Raw genomic sequence first — 16,534 nt, forward strand, 5'->3', positions numbered from 1 at the left:
TTCAGGATGGTGCAAAAAGTGATTGCAGGATGTGACGCGCCGCGACGACATGGAACGTAACGATTGCTGTATTAATGTTGGGCATCATCCTTTCCGCAAATGGAAATAACATTTCCGCGCGTTCACTAAATCCCTTTAGAAACCAAGTATTGCGATGCATTAAATGACGGCAAAGCCGATAAGCGTGCAACGCAGGTTATCGTTGATGCGATAAAATAGCCTTGTATGCGGGCTGATGGCATTAGCGCTTCTTTATTATTTCGATTAAAGACGTGGTGGAGATACTAGGCGTGCGCTCAAGATAAATGACTTCAGCCAGTGAAGAAAACTTATCAAACTTCCCTTTCCAGTCATCACCCATTACCAGCGTATTGGCGTTGTATTTTTTTATGTAGTCAGCCTTCAATTCCAGCGATTCTTCAAGAAACACTTCATCGACATATTTGATTCCCGCGATGATCGACATTCTGTCGCTTTCATCGTAAACCGGGTTGCGCCCTTTTTTATGGAAGTTTAAGGCGTCCGAAGAGACCCCGACGGTTAACCAGTCACCCAGCGTTTTTGCTCGCTGTAAGATATGTAAGTGCCCAACATGGAACACATCGAAGGTTCCGAAGGTGATGATTTTTTTCATGGGTTTGATATCGATTAAAAAATTGGCCCCAAACGTAGCAATTTACATGCCACAAAAATAAAGACCTATTTTCAATAAGATAGGTGAAATTCGTTTTTTAGCGGAAGTGACATTTCCATGTACGCGGAAATGATTGATGCGGTGAGTTGTGAACGGATGGATTGCCCCAGTTGGGCATGTAGAAGTCAGATTTTGCTGTCCGACCGGCAGGCCGCAAAAGAGTTAAACCCGCGAGTTGTTACGCAGCTTTTTAAAAGTATGTTGTAACTATGAGAGCCATTTTTTCTCTGGCGAGCTAACACTGCGAATTAGAGACTTAAAATGAACTATATCAATAGCATGAGTTTGTTTACCCAGGCGATTTCAGCATGAAATCGCCCGCAACAACGTGCGGGCAATAACGCTTTACCAGCGTGTCGCTTGCATATCGATAACGAAACGATACTTAACATCGCCCTTCAACATGCGCGCGAAGGCTGTTTCGATCTCTTGACCGGCAATCACTTCAATATCAGCAGTGATATTGTGCTTGCCGCAGAAATCCAGCATCTCCTGAGTTTCCTGAATGCTGCCAATTGATGAGCCGCTAATGCTCAAACGACGATTTACCATCGGCGTCACATTTGGAGACTGGTGCGGTTGCTCCGGGATACCCACCAGCACCAGGCGACCGTTGGTTTTCAGCGTGGCAAGGTAAGGATCGAGATCGTGCGGAGCCGAAACGCAGTCTACGATGAAATCCAGTGAAGTTTGCGCGGCAGCCATCTGCCCGGCGTCACGTGAAACCACCACGCGCGTCGCCCCCAAGCGCAGCGCATCTTCACCTTTGGCGGGTGAAGTGGTGAAAAGCGTGACTTCCGCGCCCATTGCGCTCGCCAGCTTAACTGCCATATGCCCTAATCCGCCCAAACCGACTACGCCGACTTTATCGCCGGCTTTTACGTTAAAGTGACGCAGCGGCGACCATACGGTAACGCCTGCACACAGCAGCGGTGCAACGCCAGCCAGTGGCAAGGTTTGCGGTACGGACACCACAAAGTGCTGATCGACCACTACATTCTGCGCATAGCCGCCCCACGTGCTGTCGCCGGTGTATTTGTCGATGCCGTTATAGGTCGCCACAAAGCCGGATTCACAATATTGCTCTTCTTGCTGCTGACAGAAATGGCATTCGCGGCAGGAATCGACCATTACGCCGACGCCAACTACATCACCGGCTTTGAAATTCGTTACGTCCGCGCCGGTTTCAACAACGCGTCCGACAATTTCATGTCCCGGCACCAGCGGATAGCGGCTGACCGCCCATTCGTTACGGGCCATGTGCAGATCCGAATGGCACACACCGCAATACAGAATTTCAATTTTGACATCCTGCTGTTGCAGCGGTCGCAATGCAATCTGGCCTGAAGAGAGCGGTTGGGCCGCGTCGTGCGCGACTAATGCATTGATTTTCATAGGGCCTCCGAAATGAGTTGGCTTTGGCTAGCTGAAGGCGGCAGACTATAGTGAACATGGTGCAAAATTGATAGTAGTTACCTTTTGGTAACCATTCAGGAGACGAGAACTATGCCCGCGATGGTAGACGGTAAACTGTTTTTTTATGCGGATTCGCCGCCGCGACGGTTAATGGATCTGTTTTCGGTGAAATGGAGCAGCATGGTTCTGCATGCGCTCTATCATTGGCCTAACCATCGCGCGCGCACCGGCGAGCTGCAGCGCAGCCTGCAGGGAATTTCGAAGAAGATGCTGTTTCAGACGTTGAAAGAGCTGGAGCAGCGCGGGCTGATTGCGCGTCACGTTTATGATGTGGTGCCGCCGAAAGTCGATTATCGCCTAACACCGCTCGGCATGACGTTCGCGGCACCGATCGAGCAGATGTATCAATGGGGGCTGGAGAATCAGGCGGCGCTGGATGAGATGGAAGCCCACTTTCGCGCCGCTACGGACGCGCCATCAGCCGCGCCACACATTCCCGATCGTGCTGCTGACGCGGATTAAACACCACCAGGCTTAAACCCGGTTTACCTTCAACCGCAAAGGTGCTGTATTCCAGCTCGAGCACGCCTTCGTCCGGCAGCCACAGCTGTTTAATACCTTCGCCATGCTGACTCACTTCCTGTGATTGCCACAGCTGGCGGAAGGTGTCGCTCATCTCGCACAGCTCCTCCACCAGCGCGCGCACATGCTCGCTGGCGCCGGTGCGCGCCACATCTGCGCGAAAGTTGGCCACCATGCCGCGTGTCACTTTATGCCAGTCCGGCAGACGCTTTTTCATCTCCTCGTTACGAAACATCATCAGCAGGATATTGCGCTGCGCAGGCGGCAGTTCAGCGTAATCGACAAACACTTTGGTTGCCGCACGGTTCCACGCCACCACTTGCCACTCTGCGGTTTTGACCAGCGCTGGCGTGTTCTCCATGCTGTCGAGCACGCGCTGCAGCGATGGCGAAACATCCACGCCCGCCTGCCATGTCACGCCAGGCAGACGATTTTGCGCCAGCAAAAACAGATGATCGCGCTCGGCGGCGCTCAGCTCTAATGCGCGGGCTAAGCGTTCCAATACTTCTTCCGATGGCGCGCCGCCTCTGCCCTGCTCCAGCCACGTATACCAGGTAGTGCTGACACACGCGCGCACCGCCACTTCTTCCCGGCGCAGGCCCGGCGTGCGGCGACGAAGTAAGGTGTAACCAAGTTTCGCCGCATCCAGCCGCTGGCGACGTTCACGCAGATAGTTGCCGAGCTGGTTATCATCTTGGGAAGTCATGCCTTTATCCTGTTAGTGCGTATACATGTATAAGCTCACGACTTTTCGTCGCGTTGCAGACTTTTATGATAGTGCTTCAACTTTGAAAAAGTGGAGCACCAATATGCGAATTTTTGTGACCGGGGCGAGCGGCTTTATCGGTTCCGCCATTGTAAAAAAACTGCAGGCGCGCGGTTATCAGGTGCAAGGTCTGGCGCGCAGCGAAGCTTCCGCAGAAAAACTGCAGCAGCAAGGTGTGCAGGTGATTCGCGGCGATCTGCAAGATCTCGACGGCCTGCGTAAGGCGGTCGAACAGAGCGATGGCGTGATCCACGCAGGATATATTCATGATTTCAGCCGCATGGATCATGCCGCCGAGGTCGACCAACGCGCGATTCTGGCGATGGGTGACGTATTGGCAGGTTCAGATCGCCCGCTGATTGTCACCACCGGCACCGCGCTGGTGTCGCCGGGACGTCTCGCCACCGAACAGATTCAACCGGCAGCGGGGGCGCATCCACGTTCCAACTCCAACGTCGCCGCGCTGGCGCTGGCCGACAGCGGTGTGCGCGTGGCGCTGGTGCGTTTACCGCCAACCGTACATGGCGCAGGCGATCACGGATTTATTCCGATGATCATCAATATGGCGAAGGAAAAAGGCGCAGCGGTGTATGTCGGCGAGGGTGAGAATCGCTGGCCCGCGGTGCATCGCTATGATGCCGCTGAACTGTTTTGCCTCGCGGCTGAAAAAGCTGAGCCGGGCGCGATTCTGCATGCAGTGCAGGAAGAAGGGGTGCCATTCCGACAGATTGCCGAAACCATCGGCACCGGATTATCACTGCCGGTGAAAAGCTTGACGCTGGAAGAAGCAAAAGCGTGGTTAGGCTGGATGGCATTTTTCGCCTCTACTGATAATCCGTCATCCAGCGCGTGGACGCGTCAGACGTTTAACTGGCAGCCGAGCGGGCCGGGGTTATTGCAGGATATGCGTGAAGGCGGGTACTTTGCATAAGGTTTAAAAGAATGAGTAGCGCACCTTGATTGGTGCGCTTATGTCTACTTTCATTATCAAAAATTTCAAAAATATGGCGCAGTTAAAAAAAGAGAATTGGTATGTTAACTTTCATATTCATATCATGAATAAGATAATCATCAGGGATAATATATCGATCATTCAGATTACCTGGCTCAAGTTCTTTCATTACAAAACTTTCAACTTCTTGCTTATAAGTTGCATCATCCTCGATCTCTTCAAGCCCTTCTATTTCCTTAATAAGGGCATGCAAGCCAGTCAAACACTTTTCAAAATCCATTATAGCTTTGCCAGAAGAATCGCAAATGCTAATACCATGCCCTCGGCGTTTAAGCCAGGAGAACAATAAAACCCCAGTTGCCGCATCAAAATTACTCGTCGCATCGTGTTGAGCAGGGTAACGGACCAACCTCTCAAATAAAATAAACTCGGTCACTTCTCGCCACCAAGGATAATGCTGCTGTTGCACTCTAATAATGGTTTGGCAATCAACTTTTATTTCTTCTAAAACACCTACCCAAAAATTCATTTTAACGTGAATATTTTTATTAAAAGGACGGGGTCCGCAGTGGTGATAATAGTCGTGCAAGTATCCCCATACCGAGCGCGCTGCATAGCAATTTTCTGCGCTTAGTAAATGAGATGATTTCCCTTCAAACTCCAATAATGATTCTACTCTACGCAATGTGTCTTTTTGATAGATAGCATGAAATTTATTAAAAAAGAACATCGCAAAATGTTGTTTAACAACCCTATTTTTTGTTTTAACGTTTTCTGGAAAGAAGACTAAGCAGTGTCCAACACTGAAACCAGAAGACGAAGCAATCAGGTGCCTTGTTTGGCTGACATGTTGTGGATGTGGTAAATCAGACATAATTGGCAGCAAGACATCGGGTTGTTTTCGTTGAGCCAAAAAGCACTCCAGCCAATATCCTTTTTCTTTATGACTATTAGGCGTAATGATTGTAGCCAGGAAAAAAGTTTTGCCGCCATCTACAGGTGGTTCATAGCTATCTAATGACCGTTTAAAACATGGTACAGTATTTAATCCAGCTTTTTTCCATTCACGAAGGTCTGTATTCAAATGTAGGGCATAATCGGATTGCTTCAGAGCAGACAATATCTCACCAGCCAAACCTATAATTTCATCCAGCAAATACTCAGCTTTATCTATGTTACATACTACCGCGCCTGTAGCACTTTGCAATTTATTGAACTCATGTATACGAGGACATAATTCAATAATAACCTTATCCTTAACCCATTCCATAAAAATACTCCTTAGCGTTTATGACCATGAAGAGTGAAACACATTGGTACTTCACCAAAGTCTTGAATGACCTTTAAATTATTATCTTGTGCAGCTTTTAATGTTGTTATACACGCGGAAGCCTTTCCACTAACACACTCCAGCGCTGCCTGTACATTACTTGATACAAAACGAACATTCTGGCTGTATGTATAAGCGAGATGGGATGGCGCGCAGGATGGCAAGCAATTATAATTTTTTCCATATTTGACGAACTACGATGATTTTTTGCTAATACCATGTTCCATGTTGGCATTACAAAACTATCCTGAATTTCTAAAAAGTCTAAGTTCTCAAATACAATTTTATGTAAGTCTGGATAGACGGCACATCCTAATAATAGATCATGTGTATTCTTCCTGACTTCAATCAGAGCATCCTCAAGAGTTGAATAAAGCTTAACATCACCATAAACCTTCTTACTTTCCAGCCAAAGATAACCTGCTTTCTCACAATTAGTTCCTTCTGGCCCCAAAGTGTGAATTATTATTTTACGATCCATATCATTCTCCTTAACTATGGAATCTATAAATATTTTATTTTTAGATTTTTTTGTAAATCGTTATAAAAAGATTCACAAGCTTCATGGTCAGTATGACGTGTTAAAATAAATCCTGGGTAACCTGAAAAATGAGGGTATGGAAGAACTTTATGCCCAGGCTCCATAAATTCAAAAACATATTCCACCTCAGATTTCTCACGGACATTTGCTAATCCATCAATCTCGACAAAGATTCCATCTCCCTGCACAGGAATAATATAATTTCCGGCAGTAGATATCGGCTTTACTAATGCCCCCATTTTTTGGGGAAATTCCATACCCAAAGCGTGGCAAATAACCAACTGCAGGAAGTTTATATCCGTGCTTGCTTTCACAATATAATGTGATATTCCGGATCCACCCACGCGTGGTGCGACTTCTATAACAAAAGGCACTTGCTTTTGGTCAATACGCAGTTCCACATGTGCTGGTCCCTCATTAATTCCTAGCGCCTTAACTGCACGTCTAACTTCATCTACGATTTCATCTCGCAGTTTCTCATCAATATCAGCAGGTGCGATATAAACACCTTCTTCAAAGTATGGACCTTTGCCATTACCTTTATCGCCGATTGAGAGCACTGTCACCTCACCACGATGCGAAAATGTTTCGATTGCGAACTCCGGCCCATCGATAAATGACTCAAGTAAAACACCACCCTTGTCATAGATGAAATCTTTCAATTGCGTGCGGTTAATTTCCCATACTTTATCAATAGCATTTCTCAATTCATCAGGGTTGTTAGCTCGTGTAAGACCTTGACTGGAAAATCCATTAGTAGGCTTCACTACAAGCGGAAATTTTATTTGATCAATGTCTGGGTATTCTCCTTCTTTAATCTCAATAAAGGAGGGTGTGTTTAGGCCGTTATCATGCAGAACGCGCCGAGTCATATTTTTGTTTCTACATTGCTCTACTACGAATTCAGGTAAGAAAGGTAATCCCAACCTGTTAGCAATTTTAGCGGCGAAATCTAACGCCGGTTCAAATAGTGTTAAAACACCATCAATTCGGCGCACTTTATTTTCTAACATGACTATATCTAGTGCTTTATCTTCATCTTCAAACAATGGCAAAGCAATGCTTCTCACAACACCGGGAATTTCCGGCGGTGGAGACTCATTATCGTTATAAAAAAATGTAATTTCGACACCCATTGCCTTAGCTTCTTCAAACACAAATGGTAGCTTTCTATTCTGACAGATTATGGCCAGGTTTTTTTGTAGAGTTGACATTAAGAGTTTCCTTTTCGCGTTTTGGCAAAACGATTAACATTACTCCGAGAACAACAACCGCGGTGCCTATAATCACAGTCGTGGTAATATTTTCATCAAGAAGTATGAAGCCCATATACAATGCGATAACTGGGGAGATGAATAAATGAGATGTAGCTTTAGAAATATGCCAATGTTTAAGCAAAGTAATATTAAGTGTAAATCCTAATACTGATCCTATTACTGCTAAATAAAGGAGCGCTCCTAAGCTCTCCCCATAAAAGAAACGGTTACCACTTTCAATTATTAAGCTCGTAATCAAGAGTAAAAAACCACCACTCAGCATGGAAAATGCAACAAAACTAAGAAGTGGAAGAGTTTTAATATGCTTTTGAACTTTGAGCGTTATAGCGGCTGAACTGCCCATGGCTCCTAACACTGCTAACATAGCAATTATACTTTTTTCATTGCCCGGTAAAGATGCTCCTTCACCAAAAACCACACATACACCTATGATGGCAAAGAAAACACCTGATAATTGCCTTCCAGTTGCTGGCTTTCCGCGTAAGAAATGGTTTAGAAGTATTGCATATACGCTAATTCCAGAAGCTAAAACAGCTACCAATCCACTAGGTATATATGTTGATGCCCAATAAACTGTTCCAAATGGAATCGAAAAATAAAACAGGCCGTTAGCTGCAGCAAGACTGAAAACGGCGTAATTAATATAAATTCTTTTACTTAAAATCAAATAAAAAATAATAATTACACTTGCAATCAAAAACCGCATCCCTGCTGACCACAATGGAAGGCTATTATTTAGCCCAAGCTTTTGCAATGCCCATGTTGTGCCTCCAATAAAGCAAAGAAGGATGAAAAACATATAAACACGAATTCTTATTATAAAGTTAAATGGAGATGACATAACTCGAGCACTCCTTGCGTTGAATATTAATGCATAAGATTGAATAAAGATATCCTCTTAAGATTAAAATCAATCCTCTGCGATCTAAAAGTTAATCTCAGCTTATCAAAGCATAATTAAAGCTGTAACCATTATTTAATTACTTTTAAATTAAAAGAAAAAAACACTCAGTTAATCGAGTCAGCATCGAGTATTAAATTGCCTTTCAATTGTAATCATTATTTTTTCAACTGGATGAACTTATAAAAACAGAGTAATAAGTTAATTCGAGGGAATTTTCCTACCCATTTATAAGACAAGTGAAGTTATCGCAAGATGTGTTGAAGGTAAAAAAGCCCTCAAACCATTGCATTATAATGCTTTTATTTTATCAGTAAATTTCGGATTCAATTCCAATAATACTTTATTGTCTTATATATAAAGGAAAGATTAGAGCGACAACATTGGTCACTTTTGACAAATCAGGCGGGTTTATGCGTTATAACCCTTTCTCAATGAGGTATATGACGGGTACTAGTAAGTGAGATGAATTAACAACTAGCATTCTGCTTGAGCGTCATTGCCTGCAATGACGCTCCGCATCAATAACATCAGCCAAACGGCACTTCGCGCGCCAAAATGCGAGCGATCACGTTAAGCGCGCCTTCGTCATTGTTGCTTTCGGTTCTGTAACGCGACACGGCGCTGACTGGCGCGGCGGCGTTCGCCATTGAGAAGCTATAGCACGCCTGACGCAGCATTTCGATGTCATTGGCGCTGTCGCCTATCGCCACCACTTCACAATCATCGATGCCCCATTTTTCCTGCAGCAGCGCGATGCCATGCGCTTTGTGGCAGCCGGGAATGATCAAATCCACAAACCCAAAACCGCTGGAAACCGGATGCATGATGTTTTCAATCGCGCCCAACTCAGCGTGCAGACGTTCCATCAAGGCATCAACGCCTTCGTGCGCCAGATTCAGCGAGAACTTAAAGATGGTGTCGTCGATATCGTAGAGATTGTCGCGCTTTTCCAGACGATGATAGTGATTCGCCAACATGGCAATCACTTCGTCGGACATCGAGGTGTGCACGTACGCGCCGTTGCGGCCACAGACCACGGTGCTGATGTCCGGCTCTTTAGCGAGGATGTCGAGGATTTGATGCACGCGCTCCTGCGCCAGTTCGCCGCAGAAGATCTCTTCATTACTGTCAGAAACCCAGGCGCCGTTTTCCGCAACAAAAGCGATCTCGTCTTTGATATCAGGAAAGTAGCGCAGCAACTGATAATACTGATTGCCGCTGGCGACCACGAAACGAATGCCCTTCTCTTTCAGCAACGCATACTGACGCGCAAAGCGCTGCGCGTTGTATTGTTTGTTGTCATCGAGAAAAGTGCCATCCATATCCACCGCAATCATCTTCACTGCCATTTTGCTCTCCCGTTTGCTCATTCGGCTCAATAAAGTTTTGTTAAGCTTACTCGCGGTGTGGATTATTGAGAATGTGAATAATGAGTTTGTTAACCGCTTTCAGAGATTTCCAGTCCATCTTTTACTGTAAATCGGCGCCTTTTTCCCTGATCCAGGCACAAAACATCGCCGCCATCTCTTGCGCGTAAGCCTGAATCTCAGCTGGCGTGCGCGGCGATTCGGAAAAATGTTTCCCAACATTGCCCAGCGTACTGTTCAATAAATCTGCGGCGCGCGATCGTTCACTTTCCTCCGAGAGCGGTAATACTTCACGCAGAAAATCGCTGATGACATTTTCACCCGCTGCGCGCGCTTCCTGCACTTCCGGCGCATCACGATACAAAGGTGCGGCGTCATTCAGCGCGGTGCGCATCGCCGCCTCTTCACATTCCGAATGCAAAAACGCCAGTGTGAGATCGTGCAGTCGTTGACGCGGCGTGTTGGCGGTATTGCGCAGAATCGCACCTAACAAATCGCTAGTGCGTAGCCATTCTTCGCTTTGTAATCGGAAAAGAATAGCTGCCTTATTGGGAAAATATTGATACAGCGATCCAATACTGACGCCCGCGCGTTCCGCCACCCGCGCCGTGGTGAAACGCGTGGCGCCTTCCAGTTCCAAAACCTGAGTAGCCGCCTGCAAAATGGCGGAAACCAGCTCGCTGGAACGCGCCTGCCTGGGTCTTTTCCTCTGTGAAATCTTAATGTTACGTGGCTCAGTCATCATCATCTCCTGAACACGAATAGTGAAATGCGAATAATTCATCGTATTCTGTTGGCACAGCAAAATCCATTTGTCTGGACGGAGAACAACATGAATACCTTAACCTCTGCGCCACTGGCGCCGCTGCTGAATTACCTGTTTGAGCTGGCCGATAATATGGCGCATCCAACCAATAACGCCTTCAGAACCATGACTGACGCCGAACAACATCGCCTGCTACACAGCAAAACCGATTACCTGGAACTTTATGGACATCTAAAAGAGGTGCCGTTAGCGGTATCACGTGAAACCGGCAAGTTGCTGTATATGCTGGCGCGCAGCAGCAATGCCCAAAGCATCGTTGAGTTTGGCACCTCATTCGGCATTTCCACGCTGCATCTGGCGGCGGCGCTGCGCGATAACGGCGGCGGTAATATCATCACCTGCGAGTTTGAACCGGGGAAAGTGGCGTTAGCCCGTAACCATTTCGCCGATGCCGGCGTCAGCGATTTGATTGAGGTGCGCGTGGGCGATGCGCTGCAGACATTGAGCCGCGATCTACCGGCCACCATCGATATGCTGGTGCTGGACGGTGCAAAAGCGATTTACCCGGAGATTGTTACGTTGGTGCAGCCGTTTTTGCGTCCCGGCGCGCTGATTGTTGCCGACGATGCCGACTTCAGCCCGGAGTATCTGGAGCTGATGCACAATAATCGTGGTTTTATGTCGCTGCCGTTTAACGATGGGGTTGAGGTGTCGATGTGGGTTGGGAATGTGTAATTATGAAGGTCGCCAGGAATGGCGACCTGACTAATCAGTTAAACCATGGCTGGAACGGGTCGGGGAATTCCACCCAGTTATCGGGTCCGAGCGCCATTTCCTCATCGGTTAACAGTGCCTGTTCCAGTTTGCTTCGCAGCGCGTTTTCATCCATTTCTATGCCGATAAACACCAGTTCCTGTCGCGCGTCGCCGCTGCCGTCAACCCAGTTCTCTAAGATGTAGCCAAGGTTTTCCGCATCTTCCGGCCAGCGATTTTTTGGCACGCTGGCCCACCACAGGCCGGCTAAACCCTGACGCGATACGCCGCCTGCCTGCGACCATGAACCGGCATGACGCGGACGGCTGGCAAGCCAGAAGTAGCCTTTGGAACGCACCACTCCGTGCATCTCATTTTCAATCAAGTGAGCAAAGCGCATCGGATGGAACGGACGACGCGCGCGGAACACGAAGTTACGAATGCCGTACTCTTCGGTCTCGGGCGTGTGTTCTCCACGCAACTCCTGCAGCCAGCCCGGCGCCTGCGCGGCGGCATCAAAATCAAACAAACCGGTGTTGAGCACCTGATCCAATCCCACTTTGCCGAATTCAGAGGTGATAATGTTGGCGCGCGGGTTGAGTGACGTCAGGATTGCCATCAGCCGCGCTTTTTCCGTCTCGTTAATCAGGTCAGTTTTGTTAAGAATCAGTACATCACAGAACTCGATTTGATCGACCAGCAAATCCACCACCGTGCGCTCATCCTCAGCGCCCAATGATTCTCCGCGCGACTGAATGCTCTCATTCGATTCATAGTCACGCAGGAAGTTAAAGCCATCGACCACCGTCACCATGGTGTCGAGCGAGGCAACTTGAGACAGACTTTGCCCCTCTTCATCGGCGAAGGTGAAGGTCTCCGCCACCGGCAACGGTTCAGAAATGCCGGTCGATTCGATCACCAAATTATCGAAGCGGCCATCTTTCGCCAGACGATTGACCTCCAGCAGCAAATCTTCACGCAATGTGCAGCAGATGCAGCCGTTACTCATTTCCACCAGCTTTTCGTCGGTGCGCGACAGCTCTGCCCCGCCCTCGCGCACCAGCGCGGCATCGATATTCACTTCCGACATATCATTGACGATCACCGCCACACGACGGCCTTCGCGGTTATTGAGAATATGATTGAGCAGCGTGGTTTTACCTGCGCCGAGAAAGCCGGAAAGCACGGTGACGGGAAGTTTTTTGAAACCATCCTGATTTTGGGTTAATGCTGACATAGCAACTCCTCTGAATGACAAGGTTCACAAGACGTATAGGCATACGCGCAATGATGTTTTTAGTTATGTTATAACATAGCAATTAACGTTGTCATTGAGGAATGTTGATGGGGCGGATTGGTCGCCATGAATGGCGACCTTACGGCTACGGGGAAACCTGCGATTACTGGTTGTCGGGATAACTCAAATCGATGGCGTTATCCGGCAACTTAGTGAAGTTTTTAACGATGGTGCGGAAATCCGCGTTCGGTTTGAGATCGGCAAACTGCTGCGGATAGAGATCTTTCGCCAGAATTTCCATGCCGATGATGTTGTACGGATGATTATAGAAGTGGTGGTACACGCCATATACGCGGCCCTGTTTCACCGGCTCGATCTGCGCCAGGCCGGTGCGCTTCAGCAGCGTCTGGAAGGTGGCTTTCACCTCTTCCGGCTGCACGCCATAACCAAACGGCAACACATTAGCGTTTGGACGTTTCGATCCGGTCATGATGTAGACATCCGGTTTCATGGCGATGATTTTTTCCAGCGCCACAAATCCGGCATTGCCCGGCAGCAGTTCAGAGCCGATATTTTTGCCGCCTACCGCTTCCACCAATCCGCCCCAGCCATTGTGGCTGTGCGTAAAGCAGCAGTTGTCGCTATTCCCGGCTATCGGCTCGATAAACACCGTTGGCTTCTCTTTTACTTGCGCCACGCCTTGGGTGATGCGCGCGAATTTCTGCTGATAGAAATCGGTATAAGCCCTGGCCTGGCTTTCGCGGTTCAGCACTTTACCAAGCAGCGTCACGCTCGGCGCGGTGTTCTGCGCGGGATGCAGTTCATAATCCAGGAACACCACCGGGATATGCAGATTTTGCAAGGTGACGAGCACGCCCGATTGCTGTAACGCCGGTTTGGCGCGCAGTTGCGCAATCATCAAATCGGGTTTCTGCGCCAGCACGCTTTCGAGATTAACCTGGCCCTGATCGTTAAAACCCATATCGACGATTTTCGTCGCTTCCGGCCAGCGCCCTTTAAGTACATCCCATGTTTGCGTGTCCTGCTTTTTCGGCAGATTATTCCACGCCACCACGCGCTTAAACGGATCGTCGCGATCCAGCAGCGCCAGCGTCAGAATGTCGCGCCCATCCTGCAATATGATGTGCTGCGGCTCTTTGTTGATGGTTTGCGTGTTGCCGTCCATATCGGTGACGGTCAGCGGATACGTGGAGGCAGCCGCCGCCGTTGAAGCCAGTAATCCCATTGCCAAAAGCAGGCGCGTTTTCATGCCAAAACTCCGTGGTAAAAAGAATAGTTATTATTATCAATTACCTTAACACAACCTTAAGTGGCGAGAATAAACGCCACTTCAATCAGTTGTAACAGAGTTTTATGCGGGTGCTGTTAGGTGAAATCAGAGAGTTTTTGTCCGGAAGTGATCAGTTCCTGCAGCAGCATCTGGCGACGCTCCTGCGGCGTATCGCGGCTGACCATAAAACAGATTGCCGCCACCGCCTGACCGCTGCGCGAACGGATCGGCGCCGCCATACAGCAGGTGAAGCTTTCCGATAATCCTTCGGTCATGCAATAACCGAGTTTTCCGGCGTGATGGATTTCATCAAGAAACGCCTGCTTATCGAGGATTTGGCCGCTGGCGAGGCGATAATCCTCCTCCGGGATTAGATCCAGAATCGCGCTGTCCGACCAGTTGCTCAGCAGTAAGCGGCCAGTCGCGGTCCAGGTAATCGGCACTCGCACGCCGATATCCGAAGTGATTTTAAACGGATGCGCATTGCTCTCAGAGAGCACCACGGTGTATTTGTTGCCCTCCAGCATGCAGAGCTGCACGGTTTCACCGTGGCGCGCCACAATCTCCACCATGAGTTGATGCGCCCGACGGATCAGATCGTTATGCGCCATATAATCCGCACCGTAATAGTGCATCTCACGGCCAAAGAACACTGCGCCTTCGGCATCCAGCTCCACCAAACCGGCTTCACTTAGCAGGCTGACTAATTCATAGATGCTGGAACGGGGTGCGCCGGTGGCGTCGATCAACGCGCGCATCGACATCGGCTGACGTGCGCTGTGCAACTGCCGAAAGATATCAATAACCCGGTCAACTCCGCGCGCCCGCGAGGGTTTTTCGTCCGGCATAAACTCACTCCTTGATGGCATGGGTACAACAGCTAAAGGCAATGAAAGAAGGGCATGATACACCGCGCATCGGCTTTTACCCATCCCGGATTAAATAAATATTAATTACCTGCCATTAATTAGCACGATCAATTTTGGTGCCTCATTATGGCGCAATACGCTCACTCAACGTTTATAAAACTACGATAAAGATCACACTCCAATATAAACACAGATAAAAGTTAATTTTATTTTGCGATCCCGACGACATCACAAAAAAAATTAAATCGCTGTGCACATATTGCAAAAGAACATTTCCTGTGCAAATCTTGCCCTATCCAGTATTGCAGATAGCAGTCTGGTATATCAGACAACACAGTAAGCAGATATTCGCTGCAACAGGAGCAGAAAGGGATGACGATTAAACGTTATGGCGTAGAAGGCGGAACCGGTACCGGCGGGCAGAAACTGCCGTTTGCCCGCGCGGTGGAAGCCGATGGCTGGCTCTACATCTCCGGCCAAACGCCGATGCGCGACGGCGAAGTGGTGGAAGGTGGCATCATCGAACAGACGCAGCTGGCGTTCGAAAACTGTCTCACCATCATGCGCGAAGCCGGTTATCGCGTCGAGGATGTGGTACATGTCACGGCGGTATTAACTGATGCGCGTTATTTCAGTTCATTTAATAAAGTATTCAGTGAGATATTTAGCGGAAATCCCCCGGCGCGTATTTGTAGCGTGCAGGATTTAGTCGTCGACTGCAAAGTCGAAGTCGATATGAAATGCTTCCGCGCCGATCGTAAATAAATATTACGGTTAAAACAGGCTGGCGAATGTTTACTTTCTCCGCCCACACCAGGACAGCCTGTTATTAATTGATGCCTTTCTATTTTGCTGTGAAATAACGGTATTACACCGTCTCGTCAAAATTTCTAAAGAGAGCATAACAATGAAGACAACATCGCTAAAAGTGAGCCTCCACGCGCTAGCCGGCGCGCTGGTATTACTGACGCTGGCGGGCTGTACGCCAACCGAAGAGAAAAAAGAAGCGGGCGCCGCGCCGCAATCAGCGCTGCAAACCGTGTTGCAACGTGGCACGCTGCGCGTCGGTGACTGCCTGAGTTTCGCCCCGTTTGGTTTTTACGATAAAGACGGTAACCCGGACGGCTACGATGTTGATCTCGCCAAAGCGCTGGCCAAAGAGATGGGCGTGAAACTGGAAATGGTCAACACCACCAGCGCCAACCGCATTCCTAATCTGCAAACCAATAAAGTGGATGTGGTGTTCTGCAACTTCACCCGCAATCTGGAACGCGCCAAAGAGATCGGCTTCACCAACCCGTATGTGGTGGCGAGTGAAGCGATGCTGGTGCGCAAGAACAGCGGCATCCAGTCCGCACACGATATGGGCGGCAAAACCATCGCCACGGTGAAAGGCTCGACCAACGGTGACGAAGTGCGCAACCTGGGCATTGACGTGAAGATTCAGGAGTACGACTCATCGCAGGCTGCCATCCTCGCGGTGAAACAGGGGCAGGCTGATGCGATGATCGAGGATAACAACTTCCTCGCCTATCAGGCCAAGCTCGACCCAACGTTAACCGTGACCAATGAAGCGCTGGTGCCGCTGGAATACAACGCCTTTGGCGTGAAGCAAGGCGATCAGGTCTGGACCAACTACCTCAACGAATTCCTGTTTGAAATTAACGCCTCCGGTGAAAACGCCCAGCTGTATCAGAAATGGTTCGGCAACAAACCGCGTTATCCGCTGAATCCGCAATATTGATCCCCACGCGGCGCGGCAACTGCTGCTGCGCCGCCCGAAGGAGCA

17 protein-coding genes are annotated in these 16,534 nt (G+C 48.7%); 5 read left to right on the top strand and 12 right to left on the bottom strand.

Annotated features, from left to right (window positions below):
- Nucleotides 1-241 precede the first annotated feature (241 nt).
- Together Q3H59_RS21340 and Q3H59_RS21345 are read right to left on the bottom strand one after the other, a co-directional pair.
- Nucleotides 242-634 (bottom strand): adenylyltransferase/cytidyltransferase family protein, encoded by a 393-nt coding sequence (locus tag Q3H59_RS21340; RefSeq protein WP_277975187.1) that lies wholly within the window; start codon nucleotides 632-634, stop codon nucleotides 242-244.
- 405 nt (nucleotides 635-1,039) lie between these two features.
- The gene (locus Q3H59_RS21345) at nucleotides 1,040-2,089 is read right to left on the bottom strand and encodes an NAD(P)-dependent alcohol dehydrogenase (RefSeq protein WP_309837102.1); all 1,050 of its coding nucleotides are present in this window, start codon (nucleotides 2,087-2,089) and stop codon (nucleotides 1,040-1,042) included.
- Nucleotides 2,090-2,200: 111 nt separating this feature from the next.
- Between Q3H59_RS21345 and Q3H59_RS21350 the strand changes: the two genes are divergently transcribed.
- The gene (locus Q3H59_RS21350) at nucleotides 2,201-2,632 is read left to right on the top strand and encodes a helix-turn-helix domain-containing protein (protein ID WP_192414610.1); all 432 of its coding nucleotides are present in this window, start codon (nucleotides 2,201-2,203) and stop codon (nucleotides 2,630-2,632) included.
- Here Q3H59_RS21350 and Q3H59_RS21355 read toward each other — a convergent pair.
- A complete protein-coding gene (locus Q3H59_RS21355; protein WP_192414612.1) occupies nucleotides 2,574-3,398 on the bottom strand; it encodes a helix-turn-helix transcriptional regulator in 825 nt (274 codons plus the stop codon). The genes Q3H59_RS21350 and Q3H59_RS21355 overlap by 59 nt on opposite strands.
- Nucleotides 3,399-3,501: 103 nt before the next feature.
- Between Q3H59_RS21355 and Q3H59_RS21360 the strand changes: the two genes are divergently transcribed.
- Nucleotides 3,502-4,389: an SDR family oxidoreductase gene (locus Q3H59_RS21360; RefSeq protein WP_309837106.1), complete on the top strand. Its 888-nt coding sequence runs from the start codon at nucleotides 3,502-3,504 to the stop codon at nucleotides 4,387-4,389.
- Between the two features lie 82 nt (nucleotides 4,390-4,471).
- On the opposite strand, the gene Q3H59_RS21365 is transcribed toward Q3H59_RS21360, so the two are convergent.
- From Q3H59_RS21365 to Q3H59_RS21390, 6 genes are all read right to left on the bottom strand, one after another.
- Complete coding sequence (locus Q3H59_RS21365; protein ID WP_309837108.1) at nucleotides 4,472-5,680, bottom strand: DUF6421 family protein; 1,209 nt, start codon at nucleotides 5,678-5,680, stop codon at nucleotides 4,472-4,474.
- A gap of 106 nt (nucleotides 5,681-5,786) precedes the next feature.
- On the bottom strand, nucleotides 5,787-6,221 hold the full coding sequence (locus Q3H59_RS21370; RefSeq protein WP_309837110.1) for a hypothetical protein: 435 nt from the start codon (nucleotides 6,219-6,221) through the stop codon (nucleotides 5,787-5,789).
- Between the two features lie 23 nt (nucleotides 6,222-6,244).
- Nucleotides 6,245-7,495, bottom strand: coding sequence for an ATP-grasp domain-containing protein (locus Q3H59_RS21375; protein WP_309837112.1), 1,251 nt, complete (start codon nucleotides 7,493-7,495; stop codon nucleotides 6,245-6,247).
- The gene (locus tag Q3H59_RS21380) at nucleotides 7,452-8,399 is read right to left on the bottom strand and encodes an EamA family transporter (RefSeq protein ID WP_309837114.1); all 948 of its coding nucleotides are present in this window, start codon (nucleotides 8,397-8,399) and stop codon (nucleotides 7,452-7,454) included. Before Q3H59_RS21380 ends, Q3H59_RS21375 begins: the two co-directional genes overlap by 44 nt.
- 590 nt (nucleotides 8,400-8,989) lie before the next feature.
- Nucleotides 8,990-9,811, bottom strand: coding sequence for a Cof-type HAD-IIB family hydrolase (locus Q3H59_RS21385; protein ID WP_101761208.1), 822 nt, complete (start codon nucleotides 9,809-9,811; stop codon nucleotides 8,990-8,992).
- 121 nt (nucleotides 9,812-9,932) lie between these two features.
- A complete protein-coding gene (locus Q3H59_RS21390; RefSeq protein WP_309837117.1) occupies nucleotides 9,933-10,571 on the bottom strand; it encodes a TetR family transcriptional regulator in 639 nt (212 codons plus the stop codon).
- Nucleotides 10,572-10,661: 90 nt separating this feature from the next.
- On the opposite strand from Q3H59_RS21390, the gene Q3H59_RS21395 reads away from it, so the two are divergent.
- Complete coding sequence (locus tag Q3H59_RS21395) at nucleotides 10,662-11,330, top strand: O-methyltransferase (RefSeq protein WP_309837119.1); 669 nt, start codon at nucleotides 10,662-10,664, stop codon at nucleotides 11,328-11,330.
- 34 nt (nucleotides 11,331-11,364) lie between these two features.
- Here Q3H59_RS21395 and zigA read toward each other — a convergent pair whose 3' ends face one another.
- The 3 genes from zigA to Q3H59_RS21410 form a co-directional block, all read right to left on the bottom strand.
- Complete coding sequence (zigA, locus tag Q3H59_RS21400) at nucleotides 11,365-12,585, bottom strand: zinc metallochaperone GTPase ZigA (protein ID WP_309837120.1); 1,221 nt, start codon at nucleotides 12,583-12,585, stop codon at nucleotides 11,365-11,367.
- 163 nt (nucleotides 12,586-12,748) lie between these two features.
- Nucleotides 12,749-13,855 (bottom strand): ABC transporter substrate-binding protein, encoded by a 1,107-nt coding sequence (locus tag Q3H59_RS21405; protein ID WP_309837122.1) that lies wholly within the window; start codon nucleotides 13,853-13,855, stop codon nucleotides 12,749-12,751.
- A 116-nt stretch (nucleotides 13,856-13,971) separates the two neighbouring features.
- Nucleotides 13,972-14,724 carry an IclR family transcriptional regulator gene (locus Q3H59_RS21410; protein WP_176973282.1) on the bottom strand — a complete coding sequence of 251 codons (753 nt, stop codon included), beginning with the start codon at nucleotides 14,722-14,724 and terminating at the stop codon, nucleotides 13,972-13,974.
- Between the two features lie 393 nt (nucleotides 14,725-15,117).
- Here Q3H59_RS21410 and Q3H59_RS21415 point away from each other — a divergent pair, with 393 nt between their 5' ends.
- Both Q3H59_RS21415 and Q3H59_RS21420 read left to right on the top strand, forming a co-directional pair.
- The gene (locus Q3H59_RS21415; RefSeq protein WP_008109150.1) at nucleotides 15,118-15,510 is read left to right on the top strand and encodes a RidA family protein; all 393 of its coding nucleotides are present in this window, start codon (nucleotides 15,118-15,120) and stop codon (nucleotides 15,508-15,510) included.
- Nucleotides 15,511-15,652: 142 nt separating this feature from the next.
- Nucleotides 15,653-16,489, top strand: a complete 837-nt coding sequence (locus Q3H59_RS21420; protein WP_222234150.1) for a transporter substrate-binding domain-containing protein — start codon at nucleotides 15,653-15,655, stop codon at nucleotides 16,487-16,489.
- Nucleotides 16,490-16,534: the final 45 nt, after the last annotated feature.

This window comes from Pantoea sp. SORGH_AS_0659, assembly GCF_031453915.1.
GTDB lineage: Bacteria > Pseudomonadota > Gammaproteobacteria > Enterobacterales > Enterobacteriaceae > Pantoea > Pantoea leporis.

What these genes read in the sequence shown, in the direction of transcription:
- Q3H59_RS21340 (WP_277975187.1), bottom strand. Translation starts at nt 634, where the DNA reads ATGAAAAAAATCATCACCTTCGGAACCTTCGATGTGTTCCATGTTGGG.
- Q3H59_RS21345 (WP_309837102.1), bottom strand. Translation starts at nt 2,089, where the DNA reads ATGAAAATCAATGCATTAGTCGCGCACGACGCGGCCCAACCGCTCTCT.
- Q3H59_RS21350 (WP_192414610.1), top strand. Translation starts at nt 2,201, where the DNA reads ATGCCCGCGATGGTAGACGGTAAACTGTTTTTTTATGCGGATTCGCCG.
- Q3H59_RS21355 (WP_192414612.1), bottom strand. Translation starts at nt 3,398, where the DNA reads ATGACTTCCCAAGATGATAACCAGCTCGGCAACTATCTGCGTGAACGT.
- Q3H59_RS21360 (WP_309837106.1), top strand. Translation starts at nt 3,502, where the DNA reads ATGCGAATTTTTGTGACCGGGGCGAGCGGCTTTATCGGTTCCGCCATT.
- Q3H59_RS21365 (WP_309837108.1), bottom strand. Translation starts at nt 5,680, where the DNA reads ATGGAATGGGTTAAGGATAAGGTTATTATTGAATTATGTCCTCGTATA.
- Q3H59_RS21370 (WP_309837110.1), bottom strand. Translation starts at nt 6,221, where the DNA reads ATGGATCGTAAAATAATAATTCACACTTTGGGGCCAGAAGGAACTAAT.
- Q3H59_RS21375 (WP_309837112.1), bottom strand. Translation starts at nt 7,495, where the DNA reads ATGTCAACTCTACAAAAAAACCTGGCCATAATCTGTCAGAATAGAAAG.
- Q3H59_RS21380 (WP_309837114.1), bottom strand. Translation starts at nt 8,399, where the DNA reads ATGTCATCTCCATTTAACTTTATAATAAGAATTCGTGTTTATATGTTT.
- Q3H59_RS21385 (WP_101761208.1), bottom strand. Translation starts at nt 9,811, where the DNA reads ATGGCAGTGAAGATGATTGCGGTGGATATGGATGGCACTTTTCTCGAT.
- Q3H59_RS21390 (WP_309837117.1), bottom strand. Translation starts at nt 10,571, where the DNA reads ATGACTGAGCCACGTAACATTAAGATTTCACAGAGGAAAAGACCCAGG.
- Q3H59_RS21395 (WP_309837119.1), top strand. Translation starts at nt 10,662, where the DNA reads ATGAATACCTTAACCTCTGCGCCACTGGCGCCGCTGCTGAATTACCTG.
- zigA (WP_309837120.1), bottom strand. Translation starts at nt 12,585, where the DNA reads ATGTCAGCATTAACCCAAAATCAGGATGGTTTCAAAAAACTTCCCGTC.
- Q3H59_RS21405 (WP_309837122.1), bottom strand. Translation starts at nt 13,855, where the DNA reads ATGAAAACGCGCCTGCTTTTGGCAATGGGATTACTGGCTTCAACGGCG.
- Q3H59_RS21410 (WP_176973282.1), bottom strand. Translation starts at nt 14,724, where the DNA reads ATGCCGGACGAAAAACCCTCGCGGGCGCGCGGAGTTGACCGGGTTATT.
- Q3H59_RS21415 (WP_008109150.1), top strand. Translation starts at nt 15,118, where the DNA reads ATGACGATTAAACGTTATGGCGTAGAAGGCGGAACCGGTACCGGCGGG.
- Q3H59_RS21420 (WP_222234150.1), top strand. Translation starts at nt 15,653, where the DNA reads ATGAAGACAACATCGCTAAAAGTGAGCCTCCACGCGCTAGCCGGCGCG.